The following is a 21,043-nucleotide window of genomic DNA, read 5'->3' on the forward strand; positions in this document are numbered from 1 at the left end:
CTCAAGCCGCCGTGGCATATCGACGAAGCCGCTCACCACGCGATGATCCAATATCAATGGCCGGGCAACGTGCGCCAGTTGATCAATGTTTTGCAACGAGCAACCATCCTCGCCGACAGCAACGAGATCACGCTCGACGATCTCCCCGAAGAAATTGTGACCGGATTTGACGGCTCACTCCCGAAGCCACCCGCAAGATCGCCGGCAACCACGGCAACCTATCCCGCTCATTTGGGAAACGGCCATCGCAGTGCCTCGCATTCCGTCGCCACCAACGAACCGGCGAACGTCAAACTTGACGACATCGCACGCGCTCACGTGATGGATGTCCTCGCCCAAGAAAACGGCAACAAAGCACGCACCGCCCGTCGGCTCGGTATACACCGCCGCAAACTTTATCGTTTGCTCGAACGCTTTGAAGCCAACGCGCAAGCGGAAGCACAAAAGAATACCGACGCGGAATCGACAACTGAGAACAGCTCAGCAACTGAGAGCAACTCGCCAACCGAAAGCACCGCTCATAACGAGAACTCGATGCCGTCGCAATCGTCGTCCGAGGCTTCACTGAACCAGTGAGCCGTCCCGGACGATCGTCAGCCTTGGTGCCTTAACGCTTCCGTCGGGTGCAACCGGGTCGCGCGGTAGGCGGGCAGCAATGCCCCGACCACACCAATCCCCAACCCGATCACGGCCCCGCGTATCCAAACGGACATGGCGATCGAAGGCTGCAGCACTCCCGCAGCCGAATCGGTGGATGACAGCACCGACAACAGGATCGCAGCCCCCACTCCACCAATCACGGTCGCGATCAACGCGAGGATCACGGACTCCAGGATCACGATCATCGCGACTCGTCGGGTTGGCCAACCGATCGCTCGCAAAACCCCAATCTCTCCGGTCCGTTCGAGCACACTGGTCATCATCGTGTTGAGCGTCCCGATCGCGCCGACCAACAACGCGATCGCCGATGTCATCCACGCCATCGAACCAGCCATCTGCATCCGGCGATCTGTTTCCACAAACTCTTCCGTCGCGAGGGCGAGCAACTTAGGGTCGATCGCCTCCAAACGCGTCACGACCTGATCGACCTCGTCTCGCTGCACCGACTCGTCCAGCAAAACGTTGATATAGGTCAACTGACCTTCCCGACCGGTCAATCGCTGGAGTGCCGTAAGAGGCAGGATCATCGATCCGTTCTCCCAGATGCTTCCGCTCTGAAACGTTCCTCCCACACGAAACGGCTCATCGAACAACATCACTTCGTCACCGACCTTCGCCTGCATCCGATCCGCGAGGTTCTGACCGAGATAGATCATCTCGACCGGCGGTTCTTCGCCACTGCCTGTTGAACCGGTGCCGGTTGCATTCGCGTCGCCTGCACTGACTTCGCTTGCACTGACTTCGCTTGAGTTGACGCCGAGGCCAGAATCCGCTGGCTCGGAAAGACCATAATCGGCGAACAGCCAACCGTCCGTTCGCAGCCCCATCGCGGGAATGCCGTAGATCTGTTGGTCTTCGATCGAGAGCGTTTCCAACAGTACCCCGGCGGCCTCGCCGACCCCATCGACACGCTCAATGCGTTGGGGAAAGTCATCAGCGAGCGAACTGCTCAGCCGATCCGCCGAACCTTGCCGCGAGACGACCAGGTCGACTTGGTGGGACTCGTAGACTCCACGAAACGAATCGGCGAAACCATCGGCCACCCCGACCAGAGCCATGACGGAACCGATCGCGGTGGCGAGAGCAGCGAGCGTGAGAAACGTCCGGAAAGGACGTCTCGATAAACTCTTCAGGACAAATCCGAGGAAAGTCAAAATCGCTCGCTGCAATAAGAGGGAAAACGGTTGCCGCTACACCGCCCCGATCGCTTCGGTTTCTTCCACGACCTCTTCGTCGATGTGCTCCGGCTTTTTAAACGCCGTGAGCAGAATGAGATACAAGACCGCCATCGTCAACGGCACTAATGCGGTTACGCGAAGAGCCATCCGACTTCCGTAGAGGGTTGCTTCGGATACCGGTTCCGCGTCGACATCGGCAAATTCCTTGTTCGCCTGCCACCACTCGTACTGTTTGCGAGGCTCTTCGAACTTGTCGGTCGACCAATCTTCACCCGCGATTTCGCGTTCGCTTTCAATTGCCGCACCGTTGTCGCCGAGCATCGCCGCCGCCGAACCGTCGATACCGGTGATCGGCGGGAAGAAGAGGAACTGGTTTTCGTTCGGTGCTTTCACACGCGAGAACGTTTCCGGAGCGACGTTCTGCAACTGGTTCGACGCGAAATAATCCTGCTTGTAACCGATCCCTGGTCCCCCCAGTGCACCGGCCGACAACATGCCGACACATCCCATAATCGCCATGCCGATCGTGGCACTTTGCGGGTAACGCTCACCGAGAACACCGAGCATGGTTGGCCACAGGAAGGTCTTGCCGACCGCGTAAACCGTTGCCGCAAAGAACATGAAGAAAACATTGGTTCCCGTACTGATCAGGTACAAACCGAGTGCGCCGATCAACGCACTGGCCAACAACAAACCGAGCGACGAGATGCGGTGAACAATTGGCCCAGCGAAGAAACGCAGCACGGTCATCAACAACGATGTGTAAATGAACAATGCGGTACCGAGCGTTGCACTGCTGAGAATACTCGCGGTAATTTTGTTGATCCACGAATCGGTACCGAGTTCGACATAACCGACGCATGCGTGGGCGACCAACAGGATCAAGAAGAACGGGCCGATCAACTTTTGAATCATCCCGCTATAAGACGTCGCACCTTGTTCCGCCGCTGTCTTGGGAAACGTCTCGAACGCAATAATGAATCCGTAGATCGCAACCGGCACGAGGAACGTTGCCATCAAGATTTCCCAGGCAACCACGCCCTTGGCGAACACGATCAGCCCCCCAATCACCAAACCGGCCGGCCATCCCGAGTGCAGAATATTAAGGTAATGCGTCTTGGCCTCGGGAAACAAATCCGCGGTCAACGGGTTGATGACGCCTTCGCAGATCCCGTTTCCGATCGCAAAGATAAACATCGACCAATAGAGCAACGCGTAAACGGCCTCTTTCCCGCTGGCGTTAAAGACCGGTGTCGCCGCGAACAGCATCGCCGCCGAAACGATGTGACATACCAACGCTATCAACATCAATCGCTTGTAACCGATCGTGTCGATCAAGAAGCCGGCGAACAAAATCACCGCGCCAAACCCGACCAATCCGCCACCCGTGATCTGGCCGAGTTCCGTCATGGTAAACCCGTATTGCGCCGACCATATCTCCAACAACCCACCACGGACTGCGAAGCCAATCCCGGCGGCAATCAGAGTGAGAATACCGGCAACAAGCAGTTTTTTTCTATTTTCCATAACTTCTATAGAACCAAGAGGGATGAAGGAGGGTGGGGTGATGAGCTCGCGAAAACCGACGGACTCGGCTGTGGAAACTCACTCATCGGCAAGCGACCCGGTGAACACGCGGCAACTGGTGTTTGCAAATCTCGCCTTTCAAAAGACTCTCGCTTTTCAAAAGACATTGCGCGTTGACGGCCTGACGATCTCGACGGTTGTCGGTCGACGCACGTGGCATCAAATGAGCGAAAGGCCAGTCTGATTCACAACACAACAGCGGTGCCCTGCACGTTCCTACCGAGGCAACAACGGCAGTATAGTCGCTGCAGAGCCGGCAAAGTAGCAGGCGTCGCAACGCCCAAATCTCGCACCGAACGCGGCTACCATTGGCGACGCCGCACAAGGATCCTCTCCCAATAAAAAACGGCCTTTGCGCTGAACGCAAAGGCCGAAAGAATCGATTGTAGATTTTGTTTCCGAAACGACTCAGCGTGCTGCCGGACGGGTCGCGACACGAGCGGCTGAGTTGGCGACGGTGAAGAAGTTATCGATCTCCGCAGTCTCTTTAAGCTGGTCGAACTTCAATCCCATCGCGATGTTGAGTTTCTTCTCACGAAGGTCACGTTCCAACTCGTCACGCACGACGGACATGTCGTCAACAACCGGTTCGGTGAACCCTTGGCAACGCAAGATGATGTACTTGTCACCGGTGGCAATGATACCACTCAGTTCGCCCGGCTTCATCGAGAAAGCTTCCTTCTCGATCGACGCCTGTCCGCCAAATTGGCGAATCGGAGGAACCTTGCCGAAGTTGCTCGATGACGTCGGCTCAATGCTGTACTGCTCCGCGAGCTGACCAAAGAAGGCGTCGGTCGGGTTATCGCGAGCCAACTCCCAAACCTTCTGTGCGGTACGTTGGTCTGACAAGACAACCGCGAGCACTTCGGCACGTGGACCAAAGGCAGATGCAAATCCTTGCTCGAGGTCTTTTTGGCTGACCGTGATTCCGTCTTCGACGAGCAACTTCAACGCAACGCTCGGCCAGACCGAATCCTCAATGTAAAGTTCTCTGGAAACGTCGCCTTGTGAAAGGACGGCTTCCATCCACGCGTCCGTGTCGGCTTGGCCATTGCTTCGCACGTACCCATAGCTTATCGCGGCACGAGCAATCTCCGCATCGATGTCGGCTTGCGTGACAGTCTTATTGGCTTGCCGGAGTGCTTGGTGCAGAAGCTTGCGATTAATCTCGCCTTCGAGGACCGCCTCGCCGTGGCGTTTGATGCACTCAGCGGCCACCGTACCTATTGAAATCTGTTGTCCGTTGATCACCGCGGCAACGCCGGGATGCGACTTCTCGGCTTCGGCATTCCCAAGGATCGTGACCACGTTGGCTTGCTTTTGCAGTTGAGTGAACAACTCCGCCGCGGCATCTTTCATCTTTTCATCACGGATCCGGTCTTTGATCTGTTCGTTAATCGCGGGCAGGGCTTGCGGGCTCGGATGGCTCGCCGGCATCCGACGAACGGCTTGCAAGAAAATCCACTGATCACCAATTTGGATCACGGGTGAAACGTCTCCATCCGCCAATGAAAACGCAGTTTCCTCCAGACGTGAGTCACCCATGTAACGTCGGATCGGCGGGATCAATCCACCGACACTCGCACTGGTCTCGTCTTCACTGTGTTCTTTCGCCAACCGAACAAAACTCTTCGGGTCCGCCATCGCTTGGGCGTGAACTTGGTTCGCTTTGGTTTGATCGCCGATCATGATCATCCGGCACTTCACCGCTTCGCCGAACTGCGACAAGAAAGCTCGGTTGAATTCTTCTTGGCTCACTTCGACCCGATCAGCGACGAGTCGCCGGAGAGCGAGCATCGGCCAAATAATTTCGTTGCTGTACTGGTCAGGGGTGATGTTGCGTTCCTCTTGCAACAGTTGCAAATACGCGTCGACCGCCAAACCGAACTTCTTCGCAACACGAATGATCTCGCCGCGAACTTCTTCGGACGTCACCGTGATGCCTCGGCGTTTGCATTCCTGCAGAATCAGGTGGCGGTTGATCAGATTGTCCAACACGTCCGAGCCGTAACGTTGCAAGGCGGCTTTGCCCAACGCGTCGCGACTGATCGGGTCCGCGTTAACAACCGCGACCACCGAAGATTCGGCCGCGTTCACCCGCATTTGAAGGAAACCGATCGAAATTGCCGCGACCGCCGCAACAAGAACGAGCGATTGCCGCACTCGCGAACGCAGGGGCGAGTGAGCGGATTCGAGGGAAAATCTATCCGATTGCGTGATTGAGCCAAAAGGTGACGGGTTCGACATGTGCGGACACTCCTTTATCCGTGCGGTTCGAAAGATCGAGCCGTTTGCGATCAATCGCGGTGGGACCTCATTGACCCAACGTGACGCAAGAGCGGCAACTTGCAACGAACCTTAGAAAAATTCGCATTTTGGCTCAAGTCGAATTTACGGCTCAATCGCCGACGCCGAGATCCTCCTCGAGGGCGTCGAGAATCAGCTTCAATTCGGCTTCCTCGTGTTCGTTGAACTGCGTCACAAAGCCTTCGAAACGCCGCAAGATTTTCTCCTGAGCGGTCGTCACTTCCGGCGTCGTTCCTTCGATCGGAGTGTCACCGGTGCACGCCGCCGCGGCCGCTTCGGCGAGGTGCCGAGCCTCCTCGAACAACACCGCATGCTGCGACCGCAAAAAGTCCGCCGTCACCGATAATTCGACATCAGGCCCGATCGCCTCGTCGAAATATCCGTACGCTTCCTCAAGGCCGAAATGCAGTGCCAACTGATCGCGAAGATCTTCGAACAGTCCGATCAATTCGGGCCAGTGATTTGCTGCCGCTTCCAATGGCTGAGTCAAAACACGCAACCGGTCCATCAAAATCTTTAGGTCGCGGTTGTCTTCCTTGATGTCCTTTAGAAAGGCGGCGTTGACAGTCAAACGTCGCGAAGTTTCAGGAGGTGTCGACATCAGATTTTCCTACCTTGGAGTGAAAGAAGCTGCTCTCATTGTAACCCAAACAGCACGCCCCGGTGAACCAACCATGCCCCTCCGCAGTGACCGCAGAATTACCCGGTGCATCGGATTGCAACAACCACGCGTGCTGGGTTTGGCCCCAAATCAACCCGGGTTTAGCCCACAAATAAAACGGGGCTTGGCTGGAAACAAACTCGCCCCCGGACAGGATTCAAACGACTGCGAATCACGATGATTCTCGAGCATTCCTTCTGTCTTTGCATGCGAGTCACTCTTTACACGCGAGCGTGAAAGTTGCTAGTGACCAGAACGTGCCCGAGCCTTCACGAGCCAAAATGAAACACCGTCGTCTCCTTTCTATCGACGCGACGAGTGATCAACAGACCACCGAAATCAGGAAATGACCTTCCATGCCCAAGACGCACACGAACCGGTTTCTGATGAACCACTGGATCGCGGCTATGGTGATCGCGACGATGATGCCCGCAATCCCCAACGCGACCGCAGACGGCCCCTCGTTGTTGCGGATGTTCAAACGTGGCAACAAATCCGTCGAATCGGACGCGTCTAAATCATACAACCTCAGCGAAGAGGACGGGCCGTGGATGATCCTCGCCCATACGTTTGTCGGTGAAGGCTCCAAGGAGCGCGCCGAACGACTCGTGTTGGAAATTCGTCGCGACCTGCAACTGCCGGCTTTTGTTTACGAAGAAGACTTTGACTTCTCCGGCAACGTCAACCCAGGCTCGCCCATCCGGACTTCGGGAGGCAAGACGCCAAACCGGCGAATGAGATACAAGAACGAAATCCGCTACGATGCCCACGCGGTGCTGGTCGGCGAATACGACTCTTCGCAGCATCCGCAAATTGAATCGGACCTTCAACGCGTCAAGACTGCCAACTGCGCCGTCTTCGGTGACGAAAAAGAAATGGCCGCGGAAACGGACTACCGCAATCCAGTCACGGCAGTGAAAGCACTCCACCATCAACTCACCAAAAAGTTCGGCGACAAAAAGCTCGGTGCAATGGGCAACGCATTCTTGACCCGAAACCCGATGTTACCGGACGATTACTTCCGTGCTCCGCAAGTCGACTCGTTTGTTCGCAGCCTGAACGAAGACAAACCGTACAACCTCCTGACGTGCGAAGGCAAATACACCGTCGTGGTTCGCACCTTCTCCGGGTTTAACACGATCGTCGATGGCAAGAAGGAACAAGCCTTCATCCCCAACGGCGAGCGACTCGAACGATGCGGTGAAGACGCAAACAACATGGTCGCTCTGCTTCGCAAAGACGGTGTCGAAGCCTATCAGTTCCATGACCGAACCAAGTCGGTCGTAACCATCGGCAGCTTCGATTCACTCGGACGTGAATTGCCCAACGGTGGGTTTGAGTATTCACCGGAAATCCTCCGCGTCATGAACGAATACCGTGCATTCAACCTCGACCCGGAGTTGGCCGAACACGTCAAGCAAAAAACCACCCAGGGTGTTCCGGTAAAGTGCGTCGCCGAGCGATTCCCGTTCGACATCCAACCCACGCCCATCGCCGTTCCCAAGGTTTCCAAACGCAGCCTCTACGGCGCCGCGATCCGGCGATAGCGGGCATCATCCCCGGGCCACCTGAGCCTGACAGACTTCGCGAATGCTGTCTTGATCGGACAGATGCGCGACATGGATATTCTCCGCCAATAGCGGAGCGGCGAGCCTCGTGTAGTCATCAATACCGAGCGTGTTGATCACGACCGCGATCGCCCAACCTCTCCTCGATAAATTGACCAACGCAGCAACGGTTTCCTCGGGAGCCTGCTGCAGGATGATGAGCAGCGTGGTCTCACTCGACAACCGAGATTCGGTTTCGATAAGAAACTCGGGCAGCGTGAGACCATCGGTCCGTTCCAATCTCGCCAACGTGCGAGTCATCTCTTTCAAATGCATTGGACCGCGGTCGACATCGATCATCACCGGTTGCAATCGATCATTATCGGCCAACATAGCGGCGGCTTGTCCCGCCGCATCACGCACTTCGAAGTGATCCCCGATGCGGTGATCCCCTAGAAAACCTTCTGTCCGAACACGGTCCGCAGCATCACGACCGTTGGTTGCCAACCCGAACGGTTCCCCCGCGTCGTGCAGCGCGGCCGCAATGGATACCGCGGCGACAATGCTCAGGTCGGTACGAATAGGCTCGTTATGGTCGGGGTTCGTCGACACGTGCATGTCGACGATGATCGTTGCACCGATTACCGATGAGGGCTCGTAAATCTTCGTGTGCAACGTTCCGGTTCGCGCCGTCGCCGCCCAGTGCACACTCCGCATCGGATCACCGGTTTGCCATTGCCGAATACCTCGCAACCGCGTCGGATCCGGCATCACGTTGGCCCGAATGCGTATCTCCCCGATCGGCCTTCGCGAGCCGATCTCATAGGTCGAAACGAGTTCGATTCGCGGCAGCACCGTGATGAACATTGGCGGTGTGCCTAATCGGTAACGACGAAACATCCCCACCGGATCGCCTGTCTCGAGCACCGTGGGTCCAACTTGGAAATAGCCCCGACGCCGACAATGAACAACATAACGAAGGTGTTTTGTCTGCCCCGGCCACAGCGTCATCACGGCGAGTCGGGCTCCGTCAACACTGAGTGCCGGCATGCGGGTGCGAGACACTGCGTCGTCGTGCTGCTTGCTTTCGCCACCCGCCGCACGCGGCAGCAAGTCCTCCGCCAATACCCAGGCAACCGGCAACCGGCCATTGTTCGTCACCGCGACACTGATCGGAACACGCGACCCGATCAACACCTCGAGATCGCGTCCCTCCTCAGGCAAATCCTCTCGCCGAGCCACCACATTCACCGACCACTGCGTCGACACAAATGCTCCGGCCCCCACGATCGCGGCAACCGTGACCGCAGCGATCATCCACAACCCCGCACCGGCGATCATGCCGAGGATCAAAACCGCACTGCACGCAGCCACCACCGTGAACCAATCTGATGATTCATCAGGAGAAGTCGCCTCGATCTGTTCGCTCAATCGATTCACGGCAGGCGACGTTACGAGTGAATGGTGGGAACGGCAATCTCACCGAGAATCTCATCGAGAATCTTCTCGGTCGTCAGTTTTCGCAATCGGCTTTCAGGACGCAGAATCAAACGATGGTTCATTACCGCAGGAATGACTTTCTTGACATCGTCGGGCAACACAAAGCTCCTGCCACGAATCGCGGCCATCGCCTGCGAACAACGATACAACGCGATCGTCGCCCGTGGACTCCCACCCAATGCGAGATGCTCGCTGTGCCGCGTTTGATGAACGACTTGCAATAGATAGTGCTGTACCCGCGGATCGACATGCACTTCTCGAATCGCTGCCTGCGCCGCAACCAACTGATCCGCCGTCGCGACCGCCTCGAGCGTGTCGACCGGATGCGTCCGCTGCAGCATCTCGAGCATCCGCAGTTCTTCTTCGACGCTCGGATAGCCCAACGAAAACTTCATCAAGAACCGATCCAACTGTGCCTCCGGCAGCGGAAAGGTCCCTTCATGGTCCACCGGGTTCTGAGTCGCGATCACTAGAAACGGCGGCTTGAGCGAATACGTCTTCCCGTCGACCGTCACACGTCCTTCCGCCATCGCCTCGAGCAACGACGCCTGCGTTCGCGGGGTTGCACGGTTGATCTCATCAGCCAACAAAATCTGCGTGAAGACCGGACCGGCGCGAAACTCAAACTCGGACTCTTTCTGGTTGAAAATGGACGTGCCCGTCACGTCCGACGGTAATAAGTCAGGCGTGCACTGAACCCGTTTGAACTGACACCCGAGACTCCGGGCCAACGCCCGAGCCAACATGGTCTTGGCCACGCCAGGAACGTCCTCGAGCAAGATATGCCCACCGCTGAGCCACGCAACGAGAGAGAGAATTAATTGCTTCCGCTTGCCAACAATCGCTAACTCCACATTGCCGATCACTCGTTTTGCCAACTCGGCAACTTGGCTGACCTCCATCGCGGCGGCCGATTGTCCCGCCATGGCAGTCGCTTCCCCACTCGCTGACGCGCGAGCCGAGGTCGCTTTCGTGCCGGCGGAACCTGGTTTGCGACCGCTGCGTGCAGCCTGCGGCGACGGAGGTCCTGGTTCAGGGGCAGATGAATTCAACGATGTCACTCAGCAGAAATGAATACGGAACGAGTCGTATCAAATCATACCTGTTCGCCACCGCCGCGGCGCGTTCTCGCAGGCGGTCGGCACAACATACACCTCAAAATATCGCCGCCACGCCCATCCGGGATCTCGCAATCGAGTCCAATCGACGCGGCAATCGCCCGTCCGATGCTACGGCACAGCGACAATTTGCACTGCGTCCGCGTGAACGTCGCCACCGGCCCCCTCCGTTGCCAGGGTCACGGAAACGGACGCTCCCTTCTGCATCTCAAACCGACCGACCGAATGGAAAATGCCGTCCGAAGGTGGCTCCTGCATATTGACCGTGACCGTCTTGCTATCCTCACCCACCGCGACCGTCACCGGGACCATCGTTCCACAGTTGGCGTGGGGTCGGTAGGAGATTCGGACCTCAAAGAGCCCGTCGCTCGGCGCCGTCGCTTGATACGCAATACTCGCGTCATCGTATCCATGGCTGTAGAGGTAATTCGTTCCGACGAAGCCTTCCAAACTGATGCTCGGTCGCCACTTCCATGACTTCTTCGTTTCCGTGTCGTCGATCACAATTCCATGCAACGATTTCGGATCGATTCCCTGAGCGAGCCCCTGGTCGGTAGCCTTCGACATCGCGTCATCCGGAATTTTGATTTCTGCATCAACGGTCTTTCGCCTAGCCTTTCCGGGCAACAAGAGCAACTCATGCATCTCATCCCAGTAACGTTCGTAGACGCTACGTGGCAGACAATCATGCAACACGCAAAGACTCGCCGCACGACCGACAACCTCTCCCATCATGCCGCACGTTTTCATCACGCGTGTCGTCCCCAACGCTTCGTGTGTGACGCTAACGTTACGTCCCGCCATGAACAGGTTGTCGATGTTTCGTGAATAGAAGCAACGATAGGGGACCGGGTATCCATAGTTGCGATCGATCCGGCGGTCGTGTACCGCTTTGGAAATGAACGGATTGTCGGGGTACTTCTTCGCGTACTGCTCCTTCGGATAGTGCAAGTCGATCGACCAAGTCGTCGGAACACAGCCATCCTTGAAATCACGTTTTTCGATAACGTCTTCTTTCGTCAGAACAACGTCGCCCATCAACCGTCGCGATTCTCTCGGTCCACCGACATACGCGATCCAAGTCAAAAACGCAGTTTGATGCTGGTCGGCACCGTCACCGTTCTTCATCGCATTGAACGCACCAAACACGGCGCGCAAATTCCAGTCGCGAATCGCCTCGGCACCGTCGATGGGGTCTTTGTCAAACCCACCCTCCCAAAACCACTGGCCATGATGCTCTCGCGGGTAAGGAAAATCATCCATGTCCAGATCCAACGCCCAGGGCGTTTCAGGGAAAGACACCGGGGCATTCCCTTCGTCCCACGCCCACATGTTGCTCATCCCCATCCGTCCCTTGGGAGTCATATCCAACTCCGCATCGGCGAGATGTCCGATCGTTCCGTGCCCGGTACAGTCAACGAAGAACCGTCCCGTGAAACGTTTCACCTCGCTCGTTCGGGTATCAAACGCGTGAACCGCTTCGATCAACGCCCCCTCTTTTTCCACCTTGAAGGCGTGATGGTTCAAGAACAAGTCGATGTTATCTTCCGCACGAACGATCGCTTCCTTCTTCGCGTCCTCGAACTCCTCATACGTCCCTGGCGACTTCGTGGCACGGTCCGCGATCTCTTCAATGATCTCGCCGATACGCGGATACTTCCCCCGACGAATATTTCCCATCGCCCACACGCGGATTTCACTCGAACCGTTTCCACCGAGCACAGGCCGGTTTTGGACCAGGGCGACTTTGCACCCCATCCGTGCACCGGAGATCGCGGCGCCCAACCCGGCGTAACCACCGCCGATGACAACAAGGTGATAGCCATCCTTCTCAGTAGGCTCTTCCTTCAGCCCCAGCAATTCCCGTCGCCATTGAGGCAGAATCGCCGACTCATTCGGTGGCGTTTCCCCGGACTTCGTAAACAAGATCGCGTCACACCGCCCGTCGAAACCGGTCAGGTCTTTCAAACGAAGCGTGGCCTGCAAATGATCGATTTTGACCGTGCCGCCATCCTGCCAAAACCACTCCGCACCCTGAGTCCCAAATGTTTCCTTGAGTGGTTTGCCATCGACGAGCAACTGAAACCGTCCCGGTTGACCGGGTGCATTCCAACGCGCTACCCAATCCTTGGTGCGAACATAAACACGGTACTCGCCCGTTGACGGGAACGTCACCGTTGTCGACGCGTCCTCTACCGGTTTTCCCAAACCGTGCGCCAACAGATAGGGCGACCCCATCGTGTCAATGAACTGTGTGTCGAGCTTCCAACCGCCATGGCTTTCAAAACTCTCCGCTTCCACGAGCACCTGATCGGCGGACACAGAAACGGTTGAAACGAGGAACAGCAACGCAATTGCAATTTGTCTGATTGGCATTTGTCGTGGGGATCTCAGTACGGAACAAACGAAGCAAAGGGTAACAACGATAAACAGAAAACCGATCCGAAACCTCCATAAGCCGATGAGCCCGCAGGAGTTGCCCCCGGGTTGTCTCATGCAGTCCGCGGCTAACGTCGATCGGCGGATGAGTTTTCGGATGAGTGCTTTGACGAAGAACTCCATGCTATGTGGGCAGACACAGCAAACCTAGTCTCAAACGCGATAAAAACCTTAGTGATTGCGACAGGCCGGTTTGCAAGAACCGATCCAATTTGCTCGGCGATTGCGACCGCGAACCAACGGCTCGCTTCCTCCGGCCTGCGATGTTCACTAAACGACGACCGGATCGCCACCGAGATCTTCACTCACGCCGGCCAGCGCACTCGTTCACATTCGACATCTGAAGCTGAGTCCGACAGATTCACTGCACGCCCGAATACTCTTCCACGCCCATCTCTTTCTCCCACGAGACGAGTTGGCGGGTGAGCGAACTGACAATTTCCGGATGCGACAGAGCGATATCGTTTTGCTCTGCTTCGTCTTTCTCGATGTTGTAGAGACTCACTTTTCCACTGCGATAGGCGAGCAACTTCCAATCGCCCTCTCGCACCGACGCGTACAGATCTTCGTAAGCGCGATAGCCCACGAGCGGTCCGCCACGATGGAGAACACTGTTGTCTCGAATCGTCGAAACCAACGAAACGCCATCGAGATCGGGATAGTCCTCAGTTTGTCCCCCCGCCATTTCAACCACCGTTGGAAACAAATCGGTCGACTGCACCAAACTGCGATTCCGCCCCGACGTCGCGACGCCCGGCCAATGAACCAACAGCGGAACGCGCGCCCCACCCTCACATAGCGTGTCGACACGTTTGCTGCCTCGCAGAGGTAGGTTCTGATCCCATCCGCCCTGGTCCGACAAAAACAGAACGACCGTGTTCTCGTCTAAATCGGCGTCTGCTAACGCTTCACGAATCTGCCCAACCGACTCATCGACAGCTTGCACCTGAGCCGCATAGACAGCATCTTCTTTCGTGTACCCTTTTTCCTCAAACGCGGCGACCAAATCTGCCCGCCCAACCGGCGGACGGTGCACGTTGTAGTACCACATCGACAGCATGAACGGCTGGTTTCTTTCATAGGTCTCGATGAAGTCAACGGCCTTCTCGGTGAGAGTATCTGTTAGATAGCCGTCTTCCACATTCGCCAACACATCCGAGTTCTTAAAGTACGGCGGCAAATACGATCGCGGGTGCCCCGCATTGCTCGTGCCGTACTGTGCATCGAAACCTTGCTCAATCGGATGATATGGCTCATGCCCCAGGTGCCATTTGCCAATGAATTGGTTGTAGTATCCGAGTTTCTTCAACGCCTCGGCATACGTCGTATGCTGCAGCGGCAACCAATTGCGACAGGGAAACTTCGCCGGATCAGAGTCCCAAAAATTGAATTCGTCGTCGGTGCGACCGAACTTGTCAAAGCCGTATTTCGGCACGTTCGGAATATGACGCACGATCCGAAGTCGAGCAGGGTGCTTGCCCGTCAACAACGTCGCCCGACTCGGGCTGCACGTCGGGCTAGCGATATAGGCACGTTCAAAATCGAGACTCTCCGAGGCCAAATGATCAATGTTGGGCGTTACAAACTTGGCGTTGCGATACCCCAAATCGCCCCACCCCAAATCGTCTACAAAGAGCAAAACAAAATTCGGCGATTTGCCGGACCGGTCAATCCTTTTGCCTTTTTCTGCATCGACGGCTTTGGAGGCACCAGACGCCTTTCCCCCGACGTCGGTCGTCGCAAGGCGGTTTTTCTCATCGCCCCCCCGAACCAAACCGACGTTGTTGTCGATGTGCAAATCGGTGGTATCGGCGGATGCCTTCACTCTTAGTTCGTGTTGGAACCCGCTCACCCAGTTGTCGTGGATCGCGACATCATTGCAATATTCCAACACGACCGCTTCGCCAACATCCACCGCCGGATAGTCTTCGCTGAAAAGGATCTTGTTGTTGGAAATTTCGAGCCCTTGGACCGAACGAGCATTCGCGATCAAACCGTTGAAACTCTTCAACGTATTTCCAGTGAACCTGACATTTCGATGATAGTAACCGTCACCCCAATGCTGATCCGGGGTGTACAACGGCGACGCAACCAACGGATAACGTTCAGTCGCTTCGTAACCGATGTTCTCAAAGACATTGTTTCGAATCGTCACATCCTCAACGGCTCCCGATTCGTACCACTTGTTGTTGTCCCCTTCGATGAGAATGCCGTGCATCTGCGACGAGAAATAGTTATTTTCGATCAGCACCTTGCCCTTGGTCGTGACCAGAACGCTTCTCGCTCGATTCTCTCGAATGATGTTGTCCCTCATCACGAGGTCGGGATACCACGTCAGGTTCTCAACCGACAACGGCCCTTCCGGCAGCGTGTCGGGCACTTTTGCGAGCGTCATGACAAATCGATGCTCGTTGAGCACCTCAACATCTTCCACCGTTGTTTCGCTAAATGGCAGGATGTTCTTGCGTGACAACAGAGCTACCCGGTCACCGGGTTCTGCAAAGGTGAGTCCCCACTGTTGGAAATGGCTGATCTCGCAGAGAAACTTTCGTTCGCCGAGGTATTCCTCGACTTTGACATACGCCCCATGAACGTTCACTCCGTCATCGAGCATGTGCTCGAACAAACAGTTTTTGATCTCGATCGTTCCTCGACAACCAATGAAGTGAGTCGCGTCGGCTCGCGTCGAAACGATGCGATCACCATTGGACGTCACCACCAGTTCGTCGAGCGTGATGTTGTTGGTCCGTTCAACGATCAGCCCCATTCCACCGGCATCGTGGATCATCACATCTTCAATACTGACATCGGATGAGTTGGTCACGTGAATCGCCTGGCAAAGCCGACTGGTCGGGTGAACCCCGTACGCTACCAAAACGCTGCCGACCGGAGGCACACGTTTCACCGCGTTCTCGATGCGGAATCGGTTATCGCCCACCGACGTGACCTTGGCACGCCTCCCGTTGACCGAATACTGCTTGGTTTCAAAAATCGGTGAACGGGTTGCCGGATCGAACAGCATGTTCGATCCGATCGGGTCGTCCTGCCCGTAGCGATGAAACAGAATCTCACCACCGGCAACGGTGTAAGGATATTTTTCCCGATCGGTTTCGACGACGAAACTCTTCGCATCCGAATCGCTTTCGACGACGGTCATCTCTGCGTGAAAAGAACGAACCCAGTCGATCGTAAAGTCTCGAAGGGTAACGTTTTTGCTGCGTTCGATAGTCACCGGCACCATCCGGCCATGAAACAAGAACGTCGAACCGCCCCCGTCGATCGTGATGTTCTGACAATCGAAAAGAGGAAACCCGAAACGCTTCAGCCCGTTGTCGTGATTGGCAACCGCCCGGTACATCTCCTTCGCATTCTCAGGATGAAAGTCGTACGTCCCTGCGGGGAAAACGAGAGTGATCTCGGGCTCGTTTTTCACCGATTCGATCAATCGGTTCACCGCATAGGTCACGTCTTTGCCGGGCACAATGCCGTGATCAGCCACATTGATGGTTTTCGCCTGAAGCGGCCCCTCAGACAACCAACAACTCAAAAGCAAAATGCCGATACCGGCGTATCGACGCATGGGGTGTGTTTCGGTCACGGAGGTGCCTCCTCTATCAGAACTCGTGGGGAGATTGTTCATTCAGAATGCAGCATTTCGGAATCGCACGACCCAGCCGAACCCATCGGTTTGCCGCCACTGAGACCTTCACTCACGCCGGCCAACACCGTTTCCTTCCAACGAAAACGGCAATGTGACAACACAGCCGATCAGCGCCACCAAACAGGTGCAACTCTGTTCAGCACGGCTCGATACCCAAGTCCAGGCGGACCTTTCGGCGCGCTTGCCCGGCGGCATACGCTCAGAAACCTAACTGCTTCTTCTTATCTAGATTCCCGCTATCGGTCATTTTCCCAGGAGCAATGTCAAAAATTATCTCCCGCAACTCTTCGAGCTTGCCGGGATACTGCTCAGCCACGTTGTTCTGCTCGCCGGGATCCTCGGCCAAATGGAAGAGCATGCCTGGCTCGTCAACACTGGTTTCCCTCCAAATTCCGACGCCTCCGCGTTCCGTGATGCTGCCCGGTGGAATGTATTTCCAGTCACCTTTTCGCACGGCGAGTTGAGTCAATGCCTCCTGAACGACAAACTCTCGGCCCCAATCCGATTCACCGAGCAACGCTGACAAAACATCGACACCATCAGCTCCCGCATTTTCAGGCATCGGCTTCCCGACGAGTGAGGCTAGCGACGCAAACAGATCAACCTGGCTAATGATCGCGTCGGACACCTGTGGTTTCGATCTTTCTGGCCACGAAACAATCATCGGGACTCGAGTTCCGCCCTCCCACCGGCTGTATTTGCCACCACGAAACGGGCCCGCCGCACGGTGCTCACCCTGCCGTGAAATCGCACCGTCCCAATAACCATCAAACAACACCGGCCCATTATCCGATGTGACGACGATGAGAGTATTTTCATAAACCCCAACTCGCTTGAGTTCTTCGATCAACCGACCGACACACCAATCAAACACAGCCAACGCGTCACCACGTGGTCCGATGCCAGACGAACCAGCGAACCGTGGATGAATCACACGAGGAACGTGGTTCTCGTTGGGCGCGTAGTAAAGGAAAAACGGCTGGTCCTTTTTTTGCTCGACGTGTTTCTCGACAAACGTTATCGCCTTACGTAGATACGTATCAGCCATGTCTTCATCGCGGAACCGCGCCGCCTGTCCGCCCGTCATGTATCCGATCCGGCTCACCCCGTTGACGATCGTGCAGGAATGTTGCTCGTCCGCTTGAACCTTCAGCAACTCCGGATGCGTGATCCCCGTCGGTTCGTCCCCCACCATCTGCTGATAATTGACTTCGATCGGATCCGACGGGTCGAGCCCGACGACGCGTCCGTTTTCGATATACACCGAGGGAACCCTGTCGGCGGTCGCGGCCATATTGAACGAGTAATCGAAACCAACCTCTTTCGGCCCCGGCGCTATCACGCCGTTCCAATCGAGTGGACGATCTGCCGATCCGAGCCCCAAGTGCCACTTCCCAACCAGAGCTGTCGCATAACCACTGTCCCGCAAAAACGACGCGACCGTCGGCCGCTGCGTCGAGATGATCAGTGGTGCATTCCCGGGCAGAATCAACGCACCTTGATTGCGAAACGCATACTCGCCCGTCAACAACGAATACCGCGAAGGAGTGCATGTTGCCGCGGTGCAATAGGCCGACGTAAAACGCACCCCGCTCGCAGCCAACGCATCGATGTTCGCCGTATCTACCCCGACGCCTCCGTAACAACCGAAGTCGCCATAACCGATGTCATCTCCGTAGATCACGATCACATTCGGCGAGGCCGCGTTAACACTCGCCGCGACGGCGACCACAACGAGCAAAACGATCTTCGACAACGCCGAAGAGAAGGAAACACGGGCGACAACAGAGAACATTTGAGACATGGGGCATCACCGCGCGAGTTCAAAACGAATCGGAACGAACACAAAGCGTCCGCATCATAGCCGCTGCGTACGGCGTTTTCATGCCGCCGAATCACCGTGAAGATCGATCGGTCGCATCGCACACGCGAACCCACCGACAATCTATTGACTGCGCCGTTTCCGTCGCGTACTCAAAGGCAGCAGTGTTTATTGCAATTTCGCTTTGAGAAGACGAACGTCGCACGGCTTCATCTCGATCGTACCGCCGACTCTCCGTTTCTCGATCATATCGATCATCATGCCCGACTTGTTTGCAACCGGACGTAGCCGCACACGCCGAAGACTGTTGCCGACGTTGTTTAAAACGATCGATACAACTCCTGTCTGTGGATGAACCGATTGCGACACGAAGACTCCGTACGCTTTCTCGCCACGCTCGTTGGTAACCGTGATCTCCAACGGCATCGCCGCCGCGGGAGGCAGCGTCCGTTCGAACTCCTCCGTCATTTCGAGAACCGGTGCGACTCGCATATCGGCGTCAACGGTGAGCTCGCCAACGTCGCTGCGCTGCGCCCCGAGTTCATTCTTCCGGAAACAACGCTCGCCCTCGAAAACCACCATGTGGGCACCGCCGTTTCGTAGCTTCTTAAGAATCGCAAATGAATCGTCCGAGATAAAAACGGTCGGTGGAATCACGATCACCCGCGATGCCTCCGCAACGCTATCTAGGTCAGTCACGGTTACAAAGCCGATCTTCCTGTTGGTCAACTTCAATGCTTCATAGATCTCCGTAACGTGCTCCATGTATTGAGCATCTTGGATCGCTGAATCTTCGCAGTAGAAGATCAAGATATCCCGGCGAGACGGCACAGCGGCAACCACATCCTCCGCGTGCGCGTTGAGTTCCTTCATCACACGTCCGTACGCATCGACAGCGATCGGTTGTGTCGCGAGCTCGCCGATATGATCGGCCTTATCACTCAAACTGCCATCCATCTTTCGTCCCCACAGCCACGGGTTGATCAACCCCATGCCGTGCGAGAACGCCAACCACATCGCGGAACGAACATACTGACGGTTTAAACGATAATGTCGCCAACTGACCGTCCCGAAGCCGTGCCACTCGGAATCGTAAAACGGACGGTTCGGACAAAGCGATTTTGTGAAATCCAAAACCATCGATTGATCCACCCAAAGGTACGCGTAGCGAGACGCCCACCCCGTCTCGGTATCCCGGCCGTCTTCGTTCTTCCCGTAAAACGTCGCTCCCTGAGGAACGACGCGAAGGTCCGAACCGGGGATGTCCTGAAGTCGCGTGAGGAACTCAATGTCCATACCCCCGTCACGGTCAGAACTGCACAAAGTGTGTCCGAGCGTTTTGATCGACACCGGCGACCGTTCGGGATCATGACGCTGCGTCGTTTCCTTCAAAAACGCAAACCAATCGTTGACGCGATCCATATTAAATCGGCACCAGTCATACCAAACCGCGGTCCCACGCAGCGTGGGGTCGATCGGCATCTCAATCGTTACCTCGGAAAATGCCGCGTACGATTTCCCATGGGATCGATTGAGAGTATCGACGTTGGAATACTTCGCAGCCAGCCATTGGCGGTATTTCTGCATCGTGATTTCGGAGACGCCATTCGCAGCCAACCACCCCCGTTTCTTCGTCGCAAAGTGCGGCTCATTTGCCAACAGATGCACCTGAGGTTGGCCGCCCGCCGCCTGAGCAACCACCGGAAGCACCGCCTCGCAAAGGCGGTTCAACCAATCCCGGACCAGCGGATTGTCGATGTCATACTTCGTAAAGTTTCGCTTTCCCTGCGATATCTCAGGATGCGTTTGAGTCATCCATTTCGCAGGCGCGTGGCCGAGTAAATGCACCAGCGGGGCAGCATTCTGTGAAACGTCGGTTTCCGTTCGTTTTGCCAGTCCCTCGAGCGTCCGAACCGCGACAGATTCGTCGCTACGCAAATTGGTCAATTGGTAGAAAATACCACCAATGTGTCCCAATGCGTGCATGTAATCGGGATCGGCGGGCAACCACACTAACGAGTGTGGAAACACCGGTTTTCCATCGAGGCGGTAGTAAGCCGAATCAAGCGTGACTGTCCCCTTTGAAAAATCAGGGGGAGAAGCCAGCGTGATCTTTCCGCTCAATTGCGTTTCCAATTCCGCAATCGCATGATCCGCAACGTCGATGCAAGCCCGCAGTTCATTCCAAGGCAACACGTCGGCTTCTTTCGGGTCGGTCTTCTTGATCCACCAGACTTGCTGAAAGATTTCTCGAACCTCTTCGACGTGGTCGCGGTCGTGTTGCGCCGCCACCAGATACGTCGCGATGACATGCCGCGACACTGATGCGTAGTCAGTGCAGATCCCTCGCGTTTCGGCATCCTGCATCAACGATTCGAGTTTGCCCAACCGCTGCTGCACACTCCGTTTAAGGCTCGTCCATTCCGCCTCAGGCTGCCCCCAAACGGTGCTAGTCATCGCACAAAACGACGTCACGATGCAGATCCACATCACGCCGCAAATCCGGCCCATCCCCGCGTGATTCGACCGCGTCTGACTCCCGCCCACACCAGGGCGATTGCAC

At 56.1% G+C, this 21,043-nt stretch carries 12 protein-coding genes; 2 read left to right on the forward strand and 10 right to left on the reverse strand.

The genetic code is table 11. From position 1 onward, the window contains the following. On the forward strand, positions 1 to 576 hold a 576-nt coding region (locus RSSM_RS35205), incomplete at its 5' end, for a helix-turn-helix domain-containing protein (RefSeq protein ID WP_044303077.1). A 17-nt stretch (positions 577 to 593) separates the two neighbouring features. On the opposite strand, the gene RSSM_RS19655 is transcribed toward RSSM_RS35205, so the two are convergent. The 4 genes from RSSM_RS19655 to RSSM_RS19675 form a co-directional block, all read right to left on the reverse strand. Continuing rightward, positions 594 to 1,814, reverse strand: a complete 1,221-nt coding sequence (locus RSSM_RS19655) for an ABC transporter permease (protein WP_044303079.1) — start codon at positions 1,812 to 1,814, stop codon at positions 594 to 596. A 36-nt stretch (positions 1,815 to 1,850) separates the two neighbouring features. After that, positions 1,851 to 3,365 (reverse strand): MFS transporter, encoded by a 1,515-nt coding sequence (locus tag RSSM_RS19660; RefSeq protein WP_008682689.1) that lies wholly within the window; start codon positions 3,363 to 3,365, stop codon positions 1,851 to 1,853. Between the two features lie 468 nt (positions 3,366 to 3,833). Next, positions 3,834 to 5,645 (reverse strand): peptidylprolyl isomerase, encoded by a 1,812-nt coding sequence (locus RSSM_RS19670; protein ID WP_044303080.1) that lies wholly within the window; start codon positions 5,643 to 5,645, stop codon positions 3,834 to 3,836. 178 nt (positions 5,646 to 5,823) lie between these two features. Continuing rightward, positions 5,824 to 6,333: a hemerythrin domain-containing protein gene (locus tag RSSM_RS19675; protein WP_008682698.1), complete on the reverse strand. Its 510-nt coding sequence runs from the start codon at positions 6,331 to 6,333 to the stop codon at positions 5,824 to 5,826. A 416-nt stretch (positions 6,334 to 6,749) separates the two neighbouring features. Between RSSM_RS19675 and RSSM_RS19680 the strand changes: the two genes are divergently transcribed. Next, complete coding sequence (locus RSSM_RS19680; protein WP_008682700.1) at positions 6,750 to 7,940, forward strand: hypothetical protein; 1,191 nt, start codon at positions 6,750 to 6,752, stop codon at positions 7,938 to 7,940. A 6-nt stretch (positions 7,941 to 7,946) separates the two neighbouring features. Here RSSM_RS19680 and RSSM_RS19685 read toward each other — a convergent pair whose 3' ends face one another. The 6 genes from RSSM_RS19685 to RSSM_RS19710 all read right to left on the reverse strand — a co-directional run bounded on the left by RSSM_RS19685 (position 7,947) and on the right by RSSM_RS19710 (position 20,937). Then, positions 7,947 to 9,380: a DUF58 domain-containing protein gene (locus RSSM_RS19685; RefSeq protein ID WP_008682702.1), complete on the reverse strand. Its 1,434-nt coding sequence runs from the start codon at positions 9,378 to 9,380 to the stop codon at positions 7,947 to 7,949. A gap of 11 nt (positions 9,381 to 9,391) precedes the next feature. After that, positions 9,392 to 10,366, reverse strand: a complete 975-nt coding sequence (locus RSSM_RS19690) for an AAA family ATPase (protein WP_008682706.1) — start codon at positions 10,364 to 10,366, stop codon at positions 9,392 to 9,394. A gap of 303 nt (positions 10,367 to 10,669) precedes the next feature. Then, complete coding sequence (locus tag RSSM_RS19695) at positions 10,670 to 12,934, reverse strand: FAD-dependent oxidoreductase (RefSeq protein WP_044303082.1); 2,265 nt, start codon at positions 12,932 to 12,934, stop codon at positions 10,670 to 10,672. Between the two features lie 424 nt (positions 12,935 to 13,358). After that, complete coding sequence (locus RSSM_RS19700) at positions 13,359 to 16,577, reverse strand: sulfatase-like hydrolase/transferase (RefSeq protein ID WP_044303083.1); 3,219 nt, start codon at positions 16,575 to 16,577, stop codon at positions 13,359 to 13,361. A gap of 280 nt (positions 16,578 to 16,857) precedes the next feature. Next, complete coding sequence (locus RSSM_RS19705; protein WP_008682716.1) at positions 16,858 to 18,462, reverse strand: sulfatase family protein; 1,605 nt, start codon at positions 18,460 to 18,462, stop codon at positions 16,858 to 16,860. A gap of 186 nt (positions 18,463 to 18,648) precedes the next feature. Then, entirely contained in the window at positions 18,649 to 20,937 is a 2,289-nt protein-coding gene (locus RSSM_RS19710; RefSeq protein ID WP_085980013.1) for a beta-galactosidase, read from the reverse strand. Positions 20,938 to 21,043 lie beyond the last annotated feature (106 nt).

It is taken from the genome of Aporhodopirellula sallentina SM41, assembly GCF_000346505.1.
GTDB lineage: Bacteria > Planctomycetota > Planctomycetia > Pirellulales > Pirellulaceae > Rhodopirellula > Rhodopirellula sallentina.

Coding starts and splice junctions, on each gene's coding strand:
- RSSM_RS19675 (WP_008682698.1), bottom strand. CDS start 6,333: ATGTCGACACCTCCTGAAACTTCGCGACGTTTGACTGTCAACGCCGCC.
- RSSM_RS19695 (WP_044303082.1), bottom strand. CDS start 12,934: ATGCCAATCAGACAAATTGCAATTGCGTTGCTGTTCCTCGTTTCAACC.
- RSSM_RS19710 (WP_085980013.1), bottom strand. CDS start 20,937: ATGACTAGCACCGTTTGGGGGCAGCCTGAGGCGGAATGGACGAGCCTT.
- RSSM_RS19660 (WP_008682689.1), bottom strand. CDS start 3,365: ATGGAAAATAGAAAAAAACTGCTTGTTGCCGGTATTCTCACTCTGATT.
- RSSM_RS19690 (WP_008682706.1), bottom strand. CDS start 10,366: ATGGCGGGACAATCGGCCGCCGCGATGGAGGTCAGCCAAGTTGCCGAG.
- RSSM_RS19705 (WP_008682716.1), bottom strand. CDS start 18,462: ATGTCTCAAATGTTCTCTGTTGTCGCCCGTGTTTCCTTCTCTTCGGCG.
- RSSM_RS19700 (WP_044303083.1), bottom strand. CDS start 16,577: ATGCGTCGATACGCCGGTATCGGCATTTTGCTTTTGAGTTGTTGGTTG.
- RSSM_RS19680 (WP_008682700.1), top strand. CDS start 6,750: ATGCCCAAGACGCACACGAACCGGTTTCTGATGAACCACTGGATCGCG.